Below are 15,207 nucleotides of genomic sequence, written 5' to 3'. Positions count from 1 at the left end.
AGGCGGACGGGACCGGCAGGGGCCGACGGGGGCCGACGGGGGCCGACGGAGACGCCGATGGAGACGCCGATGGAGACGCCGATGGAGACAGGGAAGGCCCGGGAACATCCCGGCGGAGAGCAGGAGCCCGGCGGGACGGAGTCAATGACTAAGAGGATGACAAATTTTCAAAGAATGAAGAATAGGTCGATTTATCTGGTAAAAGCCCTGGAGAGATATTTTGTTTAGTTTTATCGGACTGTAAAACAACCGTGAAACCTTGACGAATTCGGCGCGTGATCCTTAGCCTCGCTCCAAGCGACGCCACCGATTCGCCGCGCTCGCGCACGGCGAAGAAGTCGCCGTGCCCTCGCACGGTGTGAAGGCGTGACATGTGGTCGGGACACGTCACGCCGGGCGTTCGCGCATCTCGGTGTCGGAGCCGTGTTCCGTGCCGCGCAAGTCCTCAACGCCATCGGATCCGCGCGTCCCCTCGGGGCCGGGCCGATCCGGTCGGTCGTCATGGGATCCCCCATTCGGGAGATGCCATTTTCCGCCGTAAGGGAACGCGCCCGGGTTCCCCTCCCGACAGTACGGAGGCGTCGTGACGCGCACCGGCCTCTCGCCGGACAAGAAGGCGGTATCCGCCCGCGCCGGTGTCGAATCAGGGCCTTTCCGATGGAACGCCCCGGCCAGGCGCGAGACGCCCGAGCGCATACCCGTCGTCGGCACCCCGCCGGCGAAACGGCGGGGAGAAGTCATCACAGGGAGCCGCGGGGGTCGTTCGAGGCCGCCGCGACAGGCCGGACGGAAGGCGCCTGAAATGTCGATGTCGCAGGTGAACGGATGGAACAGGGCGTCCCACGAGGGCGTCGGCGAAGAGAACGGCCGGACCCGATGACGGCCGGCCTCGCGCGGCTGAGCGCGATGTCCGTGGAGTTCACCGGCGTACGGGGCGGTGAGGCGCCGTTCAGCTGGGGCCAGCTCGCCATCTGGCGGCTCACCCGGTGGCTGGACGACGACGACCCCTACTTCAACATGCCCTGGGTGCTGCCCGTCTACGGCAGACGCGACCTCGACACCGTCCTGCGGGCGCTGCGCCTGCTCGTCGAGCGGCACGAGACGCTGAGGACGACCTACGAGGAGACGCCCGGCGGGCTGGTCCAGCGCGTGGCACGCGAGGGCCGCTTCACCGTCGAGGTGTACGACGCGGAAGGCGCCAAACCGACCACCGCGGCGCGGGAGATCTCCACCAGGCTGGCGGCCGTCGCGTTCGACTACGCGAGCGAGCTGCCGTTCCGATGCGCCGTCGTGACCGTCGACGGCCGTCCGAGGGCGATGGCCCTCACCCTGTCCCACCTGGCCGTGGACGGCGGGGCACTGGACGTGCTGGCGCGCGACTGGCGGGACCTGCTCGCCGGTGGCGAGCCGCCCGCGCCCGCCTGGCAGCCGATGGACCAGGCCGCCTTCGAGCGCGAAGGTCCTGGCGCCGCCCGAGGCGAGCGGACGCTGCGTCACTGGCGCGCGGTCCTGGAGAGGGCGCCGCTGAGCATGTTCGACTTCCCCCGTACGACGCCGGAGGAACCGAGGTTCGTCAAGGTCGGCATGGAGTCGGCCGCCACCGCGGCGGCGGCCGAGGTGCTGGCGGCGCGCTGGTCGATCAGCACGGCCAGCGTGCTGACCACGGCGAGCGCCGTGCTGCTGGGCACGCTCACCGGCCACGACGAGGTGGTCATGCAGCTCGTCGTGGCCAACCGGCACGATCCCCGGGTCGCGGCGATGGCGGGCAGTGCCGTGCAGGACGGGATCTTCGTCCTGGGCCTGCCGGGGGGCACGTTCGCCGACGCCGCCCGCGCCGGGCACCGGCAGGCGCTGACCGCCTACCGGAACGCGCAGTACCACCCGTACCGGATGATGGCGCTGCGCGAGGAGGTCGGCCGCGAGCGCGGCGGACCCGTCGACCTGTCGGCCTACTTCAACGACACGCGGACCGTCGGCCACTGGCCCCACCTGCCCGCGGTGGAGCCACCGGGCGACCCCGCCGCGATCGCCGCGCTCACCGAGCGGACCAGGACCTTCCACGTCGGATCCTGGCCCGAGGTGGACGCCACGGCCCTGTTCGCCACCGGCACCGCCACCAACACCTGCGAGCTGTACCTGACGGCCGACACCGCCTACCTGCCGCGCCCCACGGCCTACGCGCTGCTGCGCGGGGTGGAGAGTCTGCTGGTCGCCTCGGTGGCCGGGGACGTCCCGCTCGGCGAGGTCGCCGGACTGTGCGGCATCGTCCCGGTCGAGCGACCCTCCGTCCACGGCCAGAACGGTTCCTCCGCCGGTTCACCGGGCGGCGGCGGGGCGCGGGCCGCCCAGGATCTCGGCGCGCAGGGTGTGCGGGAGGTGGCCGGTGGTCACGTCTGACCACCGGGCGGGGCCCGACGGCCGTGCCGCGCTGCTCGAACGACTGGCGCGCCTCCCCGAGGCGCAGCGCGCCGCGCTGCTGAGCAGGATGCGGGAACGGGACGGGGAAGGCGGCGGGCAGTGGCCGCTGTCGTTCGGGCAGGAGCGTCTGTGGTTCCTCGGCAGGTTCGACCCCGGCGACACCACCTACCACACCCCCTGGTGCGTGCGCCTGCGCGGTCCCGTCGACGCGGAGGCGATCGCCGCCGCCTTCACCCGGGTGGCCGAGCGGCACCACGTGCTGCGCACCCGGTTCCGGCTGGCCGGTGACCGTCCCGTCCAGGTCGTCGTACCGGCCCGGCCGGTACCGGTGGAGCGGGTGGACGTCACCGGCGATCCGGCTCCGGTCGTGGTGGATCTCATCAACAGGCCCTTCGACCTCGAACACGGCCCGCCGCTGCGCGTGGCGCTGCTGCGACTGGGCGAGCAGGACTTCCTGCTCTGCATCGTCCTGCACCACATCGTCGTCGACGGCTGGTCGCTCGACGTCCTGATGCGGGAGGTGGCCGAGTGCTACGCCGCGCACCGCGAGGGCAGGCCGCCAGGGCTGCCGGAGCTCCCGGCGCAGTACCCGCAGGTCGCCGAGGAGGAGAGGCGCCGCGCCGAGTCGGACGAGGACGCCTCAAGCCTCGGCCACTGGACGAGGACGCTCGCCGGGGCGCCCGCCCTCGACCTTCCCGCCGACCACCCCCGCCCGGCCCGCTGGAGCGGACGCGGAGGTCAGGAGAGCCTGCTCGTTCCCGAAGAGGCGATCGCCCGGCTGGAGAACGTCGCCAGGGGGATGCGCTGCACGCTCTTCATGGCGCTGCTCGCCGCCTACCAGGCGACCCTCGGGCTGGCCTCCGGGCGAGAGGACCTGTGCGTCGGGGTACCGGTCGCGGGAAGGGACCGGCCGGAGATCGAGCCGCTGATCGGCTACTTCGCCACCACGCTCGTGCTCCGCGCCGACCTGTCCGGCGATCCCACCTTCCGTGAGCTGCTCAAACGCACCCGCACCGCGCTCTTCGGGGGACTGCGGCACGCCGGCACACCGTTCGAACGGATCCTCGGCGCGCTGCGCCTGCCCCGCGACCTGAGCAGGCCGCCGCTCTTCCAGGCCATGTTCAACCTGCACAACCTGCCCAAGGGGGACCTGCTGCGGAGCACGATGGGTGATTTGTCGGTCGAGGTCTATCCCGCCCCCGCGGCGGGGCGCACCAAGGCCGAGGTGTCCGTGGACGCCTGGCGGGGCCCCGAAGGTCTCGGCGGCGTCCTCGACTACAGCAGCGACCTGTTCTCCGCCGGAACCGCTCGGCGCCTCATCCGGACCTTCACCGACGTGGTGGAGCGCGCCGGAGCCGACCCGGACCTCCGGCTGTCCGACCTGAGAGGTGTACAACCGTGGTGACGACCCTGGAACCGGCGCGTGAACCGCTGGAGACGACGCCCGACGCGGTGGCGGTGAGCGGGCCCGGAGGCACGCTGACCTACCGGGAGCTGTACCGGCGGGTCGACGACCTCGCCGCGACACTCCGCGGGCAGGGGGTGGGCCCCGAGGTTCCGGTCGGACTGTGCATGGAACGCACCACGGGGATGGTCGTCGCGGTCCTGGCGGTCTGGGCCGCCGGCGGCGCGTACGTCCCGCTCGATCCCGCCTTCCCCGAGGAGAGGCTGCGGCTCATGCGCGAGGACGCCGGGATCGAGCTGGTGCTGACCCAGTCCGGGGTGGACCGGCGCCTGCTCGCGGACGTCCCCAGGACGCTTCTCCTCACCCCCGACGGCACCCCCGACGGTGCCGTTTCCCCGCCGTCCCGGTTCACTCCCGACGATGCTGTCTCCTCGGCGTCCCGGCTCGCCCTCGATGGCACGGTCCCACCGCTCCCCGCGCCCGTTCCCGACGGTGCCGCACTCCCCGGGCCGGGCGGGAGCGACTCGCAGCCGCTCCCGCCCGCCCTCGGAGACGACACCGCCCCGGCCCGCCGCCGCGACATCCCAGGAGGGCCGGGAAGCGGTCTGGCGTACGTGATCTACACCTCGGGCTCCACCGGGCGGCCCAAGGGCGTGGAGGTGCCGCGCCGCGCGGTGGAGAACCTCCTCGGGGCGTTCTCCGGCAGGCTGGGACTCACCCCGGAAGACCGCTGGCTCGCCGTGACCACCCTGTCGTTCGACATCTCCGTGCTGGAACTGCTGCTGCCCCTGGCGTGCGGGGCGCGGATCGTCGTGGCCTCGGCGCGGGAGGCCGCCGACGGCGCGGCGCTGCGGGCGCTGGCGGTCGCGGAGGGGATCACGGTCCTGCAGGCCACCCCGGCGACCTGGCGCATCCTGCTGGAGGCGGGCGGCGTACCGGAGACGATCCGCACCCGGCTCTGCGGGGGAGAGGCGCTGCCGCGCGACCTCGCCGACGCGCTCCTCGCCCCGGGGACGAGCCTGTGGAACGTGTACGGGCCGACCGAGACGACCGTGTGGTCCACCGCCGGGACCGTCGCGCCCTCCCCCACGGGGATCGGCCTGGGAGAGCCGATCTCCGAGACGTCCCTGTACGTCCTCGACGACGGCGGCCTGCCGGTCGCGGACGGTGCGGCCGGGGAACTGCACATCGGCGGGGACGGGGTGGCCCGCGGCTACCGGGGCATGCCCGCGCTGACCGCCACCCGCTTCCTGCCCGACCCCTTCACGAGCCGTCCGGGAGCGCGCATGTACGCGACCGGCGACCTCGTCAGGCGCGCCCCGGACGGCCGCCTCGAATACCTGGGCCGCGCCGACAGACAGGTCAAGATCCGCGGGTTCCGCATCGAGCTGGACGAGATCGAGACCGTCCTGCGCTCGGCCGACCAGGTCCGCCAGGCCGCCGTCGGCGCCTGCGAGGGACCCGACGGCCTGCCCGCTCTGGTGGCGTACGTGGTCCCCGCGGCGGGGTCGGCGACGGCGGGGCTGTGGGAGGCGCTGCGCGAAAGGCTCAGGTCGAGCCTGCCCGACTACATGGTTCCGGCGCAGCTCGTCACGCTCGACGCCCTGCCGCTCACCCCCAACGGCAAACTCGACCGCGCGGCCCTGCCGGTACCCGTCGGCGCGCCGGTGAGGACGGTCCCCTACCGGCCGCCGTCGACGGCGGCGGAGGACGAGCTCGCCGCCATCTGGGCGGAGGTGCTGGGAATCGACGAGCCGATCGGGATCGACGACGACTTCTTCGAGCTGGGCGGCCACTCGCTGATGGCCGCCCAGATCATCGCGAGGGTCCAGGCGCGCTTCGGCGCCGCCGTGCCGCTCCCGGCCCTCTTCGAGGACCCGACCGTCGCGGGGCTCGCCAGGCGGCTGGACCGTCTGGACGACGACCTGGACCTCGCCGAGGTCGCCGCGCTGCGCGAGCGGCTCGACGGCCTCGACGCCGAGGAACTCGCGGCGATCTTCGACGAACTGGCGCCGGGCGCATGAGGGCGCCCCTGTCCCCGGCGCAGGAGCGGCTCTGGCTCCTGCAGCGCCTCGACCCGGGCAACGCCTCCTACAACGTGTATCTCGTCCGCCTGCTCGGCGGCACCCTCGTCCCGGCCGCGCTGACCCGGGCGTTCACCGACCTGCTGGCCCGCCACGAGAGCCTGCGCACCAGGTTCGCCGAGGAGGAGGGCGTGCCCTGGGCCGTGGTGGAGGAGGCGTCGGCACCCCGGATCGAATGGCTGGACTCCGGCGGCCGCGAGGAGGCGGAACGCCTGGTCACCGAGCGGGCCAACACGCCGTTCGACCTGGAGGCGGCACCGCCGCTGCGCGTCGCGGTGATCCGGGTCGCCGAGGACGAGCACGTGCTCTGCCTCACCATGCACCACATCATCGCGGACGGCTGGTCACTCAACGTCATCCTCGACGACCTGGCCGACTGCTACGCCGCCCGCCTGTCGGGGGAGGAGCCCCGGCTGCGCCCGCTGCCCGTCCAGGCGGGCGACTACGCGCGATGGCACCGGCGCAGGGCCGAGCGGGCCGTGCCGTACTGGCGGGAGAAACTCGCGGAACCGCCACCGGCCGAGCTGCCGTTCCGCCGCCGGGGGAAGGCGAGCGGGCAGGGGGAGGTCCAGCGCGTCCTGCTGCCCCCCGCCACCGCGCGGCGGCTGGAGCGGCTCGCCGCCGAGCACCGCACCACCCTGTTCACGGTGCTCGTCGCCGCCTACCAGACGATGCTGCTGCGGCACACCGGGCAGAGCGACCTCCTGGTCGGCACCGTCGTCGCCGGCCGCGACCGCGTCGAGCTGGAGCCGATGGTCGGCTACGTCTCCCAGACGGTGATCCTCCGCGGTGACCTGTCGGGCGACCCGCCGTTCACCGGACTGATCGGCCGTACCCGCGGCGAGGTCTTCGGCGCGCTGGGCAACCCCGCGGTCCCCTTCGAGCAGCTCAGCCATCCCGCCGAGTCGCTGCTGCCCTCCATGCTCATCCTGCACACCCAGGACGCCAACCCGCGCAGGACGTTCGGCGACCTGAAGGTGGCCGACCTCGACGCCGGATTCCACCAGGCCAAGGTGGACCTCCTCGTCGAGGCGTGGTCCGGCGAGGACGGGCTCGACCTGTCCTTCTGCCACGACACGGGCCTGTTCGAGACCGGAGAGGTCGGCCGGCTGGCCGCGAGGTTCGCCCTCCTCCTCGAATCCGTCGCGGCCGCCCCCGGCACCCCGCTCTCCGCCCTGCCGATCTGGACCGACGCCGACCACGCCGAGATCCGCGCCCTGTCCGCCGGGCCGGTCCCGGACATCGGCCGTGCGGCGAACACCGGTCCCGTCTCGGGTCCCGTCTCGACCGTCTCGGGTTCCGCCTCGGAGGCCGGTCTGGTTCCCGGGATGATCCTGGCGGCCGCGCGGCGGGCACCGGACGCCGTCGCCGTGGTCTGCGGGAAACAGAGCGTCACCTACGGCGAGCTGCTCGCCCGCGCGGGCGAGCTCGCCGAGGTCCTGCGCGAGGGCGGCGTGCGGCGGGGGGACGTCGTCGGGGTCTGCCTGCCCCGCTCGATCGACGCGATCACCGCGCTGCTCGCCGTCTGGTGGGCCGGGGCCGCCTACCTGCCGTTCGACCCGGAGGTCCCCGACGAGCGGCTGGCCTTCTCGATGGCGGACAGCTCGGCCACCCACCTGATCACCCTGCGCGAACCGCCACCGGGCCGCGTCGCCGTCGCCCCCACGACCTCTCCGAGCCATGGAGGTCTCGGAGAGGTCGGCGACCCCGTCGGCCTCCCCGCGCCGTGGGACGCCGCGTACGTCATCACCACCTCCGGATCCACCGGCGTGCCCAAGGGGGTGCTGGTGGAGCACGGCGCGGTGGCCGCGCGGGTGCGCTGGATGCGCGAGGACTACGGCCTCACCCCGGCCGACCGGGTCGTCCAGTTCGCCTCGCTCGGCTTCGACGCCCACGTCGAGGAGGTCTTCCCCACGCTGGCGGCGGGAGCCACGCTGGTGCTCCTGCCGGAGGGCGCGGTGTCGCTGCCCGCCCTGCTCGCCTCCCCCGAGGGAGCGGCGGTCACCGTACTCGACCTGCCGACCGCCTACTGGCACTCGCTGACCGAGGACCCGAGGGAGACCGCGTGGCCGTCCTCGCTCCGCCTGGTGATCCTCGGTGGCGAGCAGGTCTCGGCGGCGGCGGTGGAGCGCTGGCGGGGTCTGCTCGGCGACCGTGTCCGGCTGGTCAACACCTACGGCCCGACCGAGGCGACGGTGATCGCCACCGCCGCCGACCTGGGGGCGGGGGACGTCGCGGGACGCCCTCCGATCGGCCGCCCGATCGGCGCGACCGTCGTCCACGTGCTCGACGGCAGGGGAGACCCCCTTCCGCCCGGCGCGACCGGGGAACTGGTCATCGGCGGAGCCGGAGTGGCCCGGGGCTACCTCGGCAGGCCGGCGCTCACCGCCGCCGCCTTCGTCCCCGACCCGTACGGCGCCCCGGGAGCGCGCCGCTACCGAAGCGGCGACCGGGTGCGCTGGCGCTCCGACGGGCGGCTGGAGTTCCTCGGGCGGCTGGACGCCCAGCTGAAGATCAGGGGGTTCCGGATCGAGCCGGGCGAGGTGGAGAGCCGCCTGCTCGCCCACCCCGGGGTGCGGCAGGCCTTCGTCACCGGCAGGGGGGAGGAACTCGTCGCGTACGTCACGGGCACCGCGGGCCCGGCCGCCCTCAGGGAGCACCTGGAGCGGTCGCTCCCGCGCCAGCTCGTCCCCACGGCATGGGTGACGCTGGACGCGCTTCCCCTCACCTCGGGCGGCAAGGTCGACGCCGCCGCGCTCCCCGAACCGTCCGCCGCCCTCCCCGCCACGCGCCGCGTCGCGCCGCGTACGGACGCGGAGAGGCTGGTCGCCGAGATCTGGGAGGAACTGCTCGGCACGGGACCGGTCGGCGTCCTCGACGACTTCTTCGCGCTGGGCGGGCACTCCCTGCTGGCGACCCGGGTGGGGGCGCGGATCAGGCGGGACACCGGGGTCGAGGTCCCGATCCGGACGATCTTCGCCAAGAGCACCGTCGCCTCCCTCGCCGAGGCGCTGGAGGAACTGCTGATCGAGGAACTGGACGCCCTGACCGAGGAGGAGGCGCTGGAGTTGCTCGCGGGCACCGACCGTTCCTGAGCCCTTCTCCGGGCGCTCCGCTTCCCCCGTGGGGACGCCTCCCGGCCTCTCCGGCTTCCCGCCGGGAGGCCGTCACCCGGTGCCACCGGGAGGCGTTGAGCCTCAGGACGGCGATCCGTTTCGCGGAGATATCGATCTGTGAGGATGTCGAGACGGGAAACGCTGGACCGCGTAGGCGCCGAGCCGTGAGGATGTCGAACCACGAAGATGCCGAGGCCCACGAAGAGCCGAGCCGCGGAGATGCGAGGTTCCATGAGCGTCGCCCAGCCTGTCCCCGACCCGCGGGCGGCGCTCGCCGAGCCGACCCGCAGGGTGGGGCCCTGGTGGGTGGCCGGCATCTCGCTCGCCAACCTCGCGCTCTGGATGGCCTACTTCGGGCCGCTCCAGGTGCTGTTGCCCTCGCAGGTGGCGGCGATCGACCCGGCGGGCAAGGAAGGGTCGCTGGCACTGGTGACCGGGGTGGGGGCCGCCGTCGCGATGCTGTTCAACCCCGTCGCCGGAGCGCTGTCGGATCGTACGGCGGGGCGTTTCGGGCGCAGGCATCCGTGGTCGCTGGGCGGGGCGCTGGCCGGTGCGGGGGCGCTGGTCCTGCTGGCGGGCCAGGGCTCGATCCTCGGTGTGACGGCCGGCTGGTGTCTCGCGCAGGCCGGGCTCAACGCGATGCAGGCCGCGCTCGGCGCCGGGGTGCCCGACCACGTACCGGTCGGTCAGCGAGGTGAGGTCTCGGGCTGGATCGGGATTCCCCAGTCGCTCGGGGTGGTGTTCGCCGTGGTCCTGGTCACCATGGTCGCCACCACCACCGAATCCGGATATTTCTTGATAGCGGTGCTGATCCCGCTCTGCGTGCTCCCCTTCGTCCTGACCACCCCCGACCCCCGCCTGACGGACAGGCCGCCCTTCGACCTCGGAGCCTTCCTGAAGGGGTTCTGGATCAGCCCTCGCACCCACCCCGACTTCTTCTGGGCCTGGCTGACCCGCTTCCTGATGCAGCTGGGCAACGCCGTCGCCACGCTCTACCTGCTGTACTTCCTCGCCGACGCGGTCGGCTACGAGAGGCTCTTCCCCGGCGAGAAGGCCGAGGACGGTCTGCTCGTGCTGATCCTGATCTACACCGTGGCCGTCGTGCTCACCACCGTCGTCGCGGGCGTCGTCTCCGACAGGCTCGGCCGCCGCAGGGCGCTCGTCACGATCTCCGGCCTGATCAGCGTCATCCCCGCGGTGATGCTCGCCTTCTGGCCGCACTGGCAGGTCGCGACGGTCGGCGCCGCGATCATGGGGGTCGGCTTCGGCATCTACCTCTCGGTCGACAACGCCCTCGTCACCCAGGTCCTGCCCGCCGCCGAGGGACGTGCCAAGGACCTCGGCGTCATCAACATCGCCAACTCCGGCCCCCAGGTGCTCGGCCCCGCCATCGCCGGTCCGATCGTGGCAGGTCTCGGCGGTTATCCCGTCCTCTACATGACCTCGGCGTTCCTCGTCCTCCTCGGTGCCGTCCTCGTCTGGAAGATCCGCTCGGTCCGCTGAGCGCCGGGCCGCCGTCGGCCCCCTGTCGGAAGGGCACCCACTGAGCGCTGTGCCCCGTCGGCTCCCGTCGGCCCCGGCGGAAAGACAAGTGAAGGTATGAGGCCCCTCGTGCCGGTGTTGCGTCTTTCACTCAGCGTTGTATCCGTGTCACCCCCGACCCTTTCGGTGACCATTTGGTCGCCGAGGGTGATGCGACCCTTCGGGTATGGCAGTGGTAACCCCCCGGCCCGTTCTGGGAATCGTGCTTCTGATCTTCGTCAGCGCCGCATGGGGGTCGGCTTTCCCGCTGATGAAGGATCTCATCGTCCGCGTGCCGGTGGCGGACCTTCTCGCCGAGCGGTACGGCATCGCCACCCTCGTGCTGCTCGCGCTGCGCCCGAGAAGCCTTAGAGGGCTCTCGAAGAACACCTGGCTCACCGGCATCCTGCTCGGCCTGCTGTTCGGCGTGGCCCAGACGGCCCAGGCGGTCTCACTGCACGATCTGCCCTCGTCGGTCTCGGGGTTCACGGTCGGCTCGTACGTGGTGATCACCCCTGTTCTCGGACTGTTCCTGCTCGGAGCCAGGACGTCGGCCCGCGTCTGGGCCTCGGTGGCCCTGGCCACGGCCGCGATGACCGCGTTCGCCCTGATGAGGGAGGCGGAGGGGGACATCGCCCTGCCCGCGCTGGTCGCCACTCTGTTGGCGGCGGTCCTGTACGCGGTCCATACGCTGCTGCTCGGCAACTCCGCCGAGGCGCGGCAGAACGCCTACGCGGTCACGGTGATCCAGCTCGGCACCATCGCCGCCATGACGGGCGCCCTCGCCACGCCGGACGGTCTCACCCTGCCCTCGACGCCGGGCGACTGGGTGATCCTCGGCCACCTGTCGATCGTGGCCTGCGCCCTGGGTTTCCTGGCCCGCTCCTGGGGCCAGGTCCACGTCTCGCCGGTGTCCGCCGCGGTGATCCTGTCGACCCAGCCGCTCTGGGTGACCGCCCTCGCCGTGGCACTGCACGGGGAACCGCTCACCGTGGGCGTCTACCTCGGCGGCGGGCTGATCGCCCTCGCCATGCTCCTGGTCGTGTCGCCCAGGGGACTGTTCAACTCAGCTCGGCGGGGGAGAGGCCCAGTTCCGCCGCCGTGGCCGTCCGGATGAACTCGGTCATCCGCGCCCGTGAGAGCACCCGCCGGTGCACCGTCACCTGCGTGGAAAGACCGTCGATGAGAGACATGACCCGCCAGGTCGTGCCCTCGGGGTCCGCACAGGTGAAGACCTCCGCCGCGACGCCGTCGTCGATGATCGCGCGGAGCGCCTCCTTCCAGCGCATGTCGATCCTGCGGGACGTCTCCTCAAGCTCGGTGTTGCGTATCGACTCGGCCCAGGCGTCGATCCACAGGGCCCACGACTTGGACTTCCCGCTGGGCGGATAGAACCTGAGCAGAGCCCGCAGCCGGTCGAGGGGAGAGCCGCCGGACTCCTCCACCTTGGTGAGCGCGTCCAGGTCGAGCTGGGCGGCGTAGGAGAAGGCCTGGGCGAAGAGCTTCTCCTTGGTCTCGAAATGGTAGAAGAGCAGCGCCTGGCTGACGCCGGCCGCCTGGGCGATGTCGGCGGTGCGCGTGTGACCGAAGCCCCGGGCCGCGATCACATCGCAGGCGGTCCGGAGCAGATCTTCGCGACGTAATCGCCCAAATCCCCTTGCCACAAGGGAACACTAGCGCGTCAGGGAGCGCCGTCCGGGCCGGGGTGCGGCCGGGGTACAGAGGTATGCACAGGACGAATCGGGCACCCCACGCGCTGTCACCTACCCGTGGGTAGGAACGCCACGGACGGTGAGGAACCGAAACTCAGAGGGGGACCCCGCCGCGCCACGTCGTCCGGGCACCGGCCGGGCTCGCTCAGGCGGGCCTGCCCAGTTCGGCGCGGAACAGGCGGTGTACGTTGCCGCCGATGATCTTCGTGATCTCCTCGTCGGCGAAGCCGTGCTTGAGCAGGGCGTCGGTGACCAGGGGCAGCCCGCTCGGCCCCGACAGCCCCGGCAGGGCCGCGAAGGGATCGACGTCGTAGTCCGTCTCACAGCACGGGGGAGTCACATCCTGCAGCACCTCACGCACGAAATCAGGGCCCAGGCCGACGTGGTCGATACCGCTGACACCCGCGACGTGCGCGAGGTGGTCCACCAGCCGATCCACGGTGTACTCGGCCGGATCCTCGGACAAGAAGGCGGCCACGAAGTTCACGCACACCACCCCGCCGGTCGCGGCGACGGCCCGGATCTGCTCGTCGGTGAGATTACGGTGATGCTCGCGCAGCGCGCGGGCCGAGGAATGGGTGGCCATCACCGGCCTGCTCGCCAGCTCCAGCACATGCTCCACCCCCGAGGCGCTCAGGTGGGAGATGTCGAAGATCACCCCGAGGCGTTCCATCTCCCGCAGCGCCTGGATCCCGGCGCCGGTGAGCCTGCCGCCGGTGGCGTCCTCGCCGCTGCCGTCGGCCAGCGCGGTGCGGCCCCAGTGCGCGATCGAGGCGATCCGCACACCCAGCCGGTGCACGGTGGGCAGCAGCTCGACCGAGGCGTCCAGGCCAGGCATGCTCTCCATCGCCAGGACCAGAGCGATCCTGCCCTCGGCGAGGGCCTGGTCGATCTGCGCACCGTCCAGGCACAGCCGGACGGACTCGGCGTTGCCCTCGGCCAGCACGTGCGCACACTCGATCATGCGCAACGTCTGGCGCAACGCCCCCTCGGGACGGTACTGCTCGTCGACGAACACCGGCAGCACCTGGAGGTTCACCCCTCCCTCACGCAACTGCGGCAGCCAACGCTCCCGGAAGAACGACGCCCAGCGATGCGGCGGACGAGCGACGACCGCCATCAGCAGATCGTTGTGGGTATCGGCGACCACGGAGTCGCGGTGGAGGTCGGCGGACACGGGCGGGCCCTTCTGCGCGGACGGCTCTGGTTCGCCACGACGCTATCGGCCCGCCGGGCCTTCGCGTACTCGCCTGCGCGGAGTGGGTGTCCCGGTGGACGAGGAGGGCGCCCGCGAACTCTTCGCGTACTCGCGTGCGTGGAATGGGCGTTGACCGGGAGAGCGACGACGATCTGGGTGACTTCGCGCACCCGCGTGCGCGGAGTGGGTCAGCGCGCGAACTGGAAGGCCTCGGGGCGCGGGGTCCTGGTGAGACGGCGGTAGGCGGTCGCGCTGCCCGGCCAGTTGCCGGTGACCCTGCCCGAGGCGTTCTTGTACCAGCTCGTGCAGCCCGCCTGCCAGACCATGCCCTCCATGTCCCGGTCGAGGTTCTGCCGCCAGGTGTCCATCGCCTCCGGCCTCACCTCCATCGGCCCGCGCGAGGCCAGCTGCGGCAGGCAGCCCATGATGTACCGGACCTGGCATTCGAGCATGAAGACGATCGAGGTGTGACCGAGGTTGGTGTTGGGGCCGTACAGCAGGAACAGGTTGGGGAAGTGCGGCACGGCGATGCCCAGGTACGCCTCGGCGCCGTCCTTCCACTCCTCGGCCAGTCGCCGCCCGCCGCGTCCGGTGACCTCGATCGTGCTCAGAAACTCCGAGGTCTCGAAGCCGGTCGCGTAGACGATCGCGTCGGCCTCGCGGACTCCGGCGACGGTCTCCACGCCGCCGGGGACGATCCGGGTGATCCGGTCGGTGACGACGTCCACGTCGGGGCGGGTCAGCGCGGGATAGAAGTCGCTGTCGATGACGACCCGCTTGCAGCCGAGCGGGTAGGAGGGGGTCAGCTTGGCCCGTAGCACCGGGTCGGAGACCTGCTCGTGCAGGTGCCCGAGGGCGTACTTGCGCACCAGGTCCGTGCTCCAGCCCCCGGCCAGGGCGGGGTAGAGGATGTGCTCCGCGTACCGGTAGACCCACTCGCGGTAGGCGCGCTGCAGGAACGGCACGAGGCGGAAGGCCGTCCGCACGCGCGGGCTGAAGTCGGTGCCCTGCTTGGGAAGCACCCAGTTGGGGGTTCGCTGGAAGAGGTCCAGGTGCCCGGCCACCTCGGCCACCTTCGGGACGAGTTGCGCCGCCGACGACCCGTTCCCGATCACGGCGACTCGTTTGCCCGCCAGGTCGACGGAGTGGTCCCAGCGCGCGGAGTGGAAGGCCGCTCCACTGAATGTCGATATTCCCGGAATGTCGGGCAACTGGGGCCGGTTCAGCTGACCTATCGCCGACACCACCACGTCGAACAACTCTTCTCCGGCCGACGTACGGACCCGCCATTTGCCCAGCGACTCGTCGAAGGCGGCGGAGACGACCGCGGTGTTCAGCCGGATACGGGAACGCAGGCCGTACTTGTCGGCACACCCCCGCAGGTAACCCAGGATCTCCGGCTGCCCGGCATAGCGACGCGTCCGGCTGGAGTATCTCTCGAAGGAGAAGGAGTACAGATGCGAGTGGGTGTCGCAGCCCGCCCCCGGATAGGTGTTGTCGCGCCAGGTCCCCCCGACGTCGGACCCCTTCTCGAAGATCGTGTACGAACGGATGCCGGCCTTCTCCAACTGGATGGCCATGCACAGGCCGCCGAATCCGGCACCGATGATCGCGACATTAGGCCCCATGCGCACGCCCTCCGGGTGTCAGTGTTCACCGACGCTAGGCGATGCCCCCACGCCGTGGAAGCCGCCGGGGCAATCACTGGGGAAATCCCGAGCAGGCCGTTGGCAGACCACCGGGCGCCTGGCGC

The 15,207-nt window shown here is 71.9% G+C and carries 9 protein-coding genes and 2 pseudogenes; 7 read left to right on the top strand and 4 right to left on the bottom strand.

What is annotated here, in order from left to right:
- Positions 1-57 precede the first annotated feature (57 nt).
- The 7 genes from ABT352_RS36310 (at position 58) to ABT352_RS36280 (ending at position 11,661) form a co-directional block, all read left to right on the top strand.
- A complete protein-coding gene (locus tag ABT352_RS36310; protein WP_350949560.1) occupies positions 58-228 on the top strand; it encodes a hypothetical protein in 171 nt (56 codons plus the stop codon).
- 648 nt (positions 229-876) lie between these two features.
- Entirely contained in the window at positions 877-2,397 is a 1,521-nt protein-coding gene (locus tag ABT352_RS36305) for a condensation domain-containing protein (RefSeq protein WP_350949559.1), read from the top strand.
- Positions 2,384-3,823: a condensation domain-containing protein gene (locus tag ABT352_RS36300; RefSeq protein WP_350949558.1), complete on the top strand. Its 1,440-nt coding sequence runs from the start codon at positions 2,384-2,386 to the stop codon at positions 3,821-3,823. Before ABT352_RS36305 ends, ABT352_RS36300 begins: the two co-directional genes overlap by 14 nt.
- The gene (locus ABT352_RS36295; protein WP_350949557.1) at positions 3,817-5,847 is read left to right on the top strand and encodes a non-ribosomal peptide synthetase; all 2,031 of its coding nucleotides are present in this window, start codon (positions 3,817-3,819) and stop codon (positions 5,845-5,847) included. The genes ABT352_RS36300 and ABT352_RS36295 overlap by 7 nt, the downstream gene beginning before the upstream one ends.
- Positions 5,844-9,002: a non-ribosomal peptide synthetase gene (locus ABT352_RS36290; RefSeq protein WP_350949556.1), complete on the top strand. Its 3,159-nt coding sequence runs from the start codon at positions 5,844-5,846 to the stop codon at positions 9,000-9,002. Before ABT352_RS36295 ends, ABT352_RS36290 begins: the two co-directional genes overlap by 4 nt.
- 252 nt (positions 9,003-9,254) lie before the next feature.
- A complete protein-coding gene (locus ABT352_RS36285) occupies positions 9,255-10,526 on the top strand; it encodes an MFS transporter (protein ID WP_350949555.1) in 1,272 nt (423 codons plus the stop codon).
- A 205-nt stretch (positions 10,527-10,731) separates the two neighbouring features.
- Complete coding sequence (locus ABT352_RS36280; protein WP_350949554.1) at positions 10,732-11,661, top strand: DMT family transporter; 930 nt, start codon at positions 10,732-10,734, stop codon at positions 11,659-11,661.
- Here ABT352_RS36280 and ABT352_RS36275 read toward each other — a convergent pair.
- From ABT352_RS36275 to ABT352_RS40810, 4 genes and pseudogenes are all read right to left on the bottom strand, one after another.
- On the bottom strand, positions 11,606-12,208 hold the full coding sequence (locus tag ABT352_RS36275; RefSeq protein WP_350949553.1) for a TetR/AcrR family transcriptional regulator: 603 nt from the start codon (positions 12,206-12,208) through the stop codon (positions 11,606-11,608). The two genes, ABT352_RS36280 and ABT352_RS36275, sit on opposite strands and share 56 nt — an antisense overlap.
- A 193-nt stretch (positions 12,209-12,401) precedes the next feature.
- Positions 12,402-13,433, bottom strand: coding sequence for a dipeptidase (locus ABT352_RS36270; protein ID WP_350949552.1), 1,032 nt, complete (start codon positions 13,431-13,433; stop codon positions 12,402-12,404).
- 261 nt (positions 13,434-13,694) lie between these two features.
- Positions 13,695-13,898, bottom strand: a pseudogene (locus tag ABT352_RS40815) (hypothetical protein); the annotation flags it as partial.
- Between the two features lie 542 nt (positions 13,899-14,440).
- Positions 14,441-15,082: pseudogene (locus tag ABT352_RS40810) on the bottom strand (flavin-containing monooxygenase); the annotation flags it as partial.
- Positions 15,083-15,207: the final 125 nt, after the last annotated feature.

Source organism: Streptosporangium sp. NPDC000563, from assembly GCF_040299985.1.
Taxonomy (GTDB): Bacteria; Actinomycetota; Actinomycetes; order Streptosporangiales; family Streptosporangiaceae; genus Streptosporangium.
The sequence above is the reverse complement of the archived record's forward strand: the minus strand, read 5'-3'. Positions and strand labels throughout refer to the sequence as shown.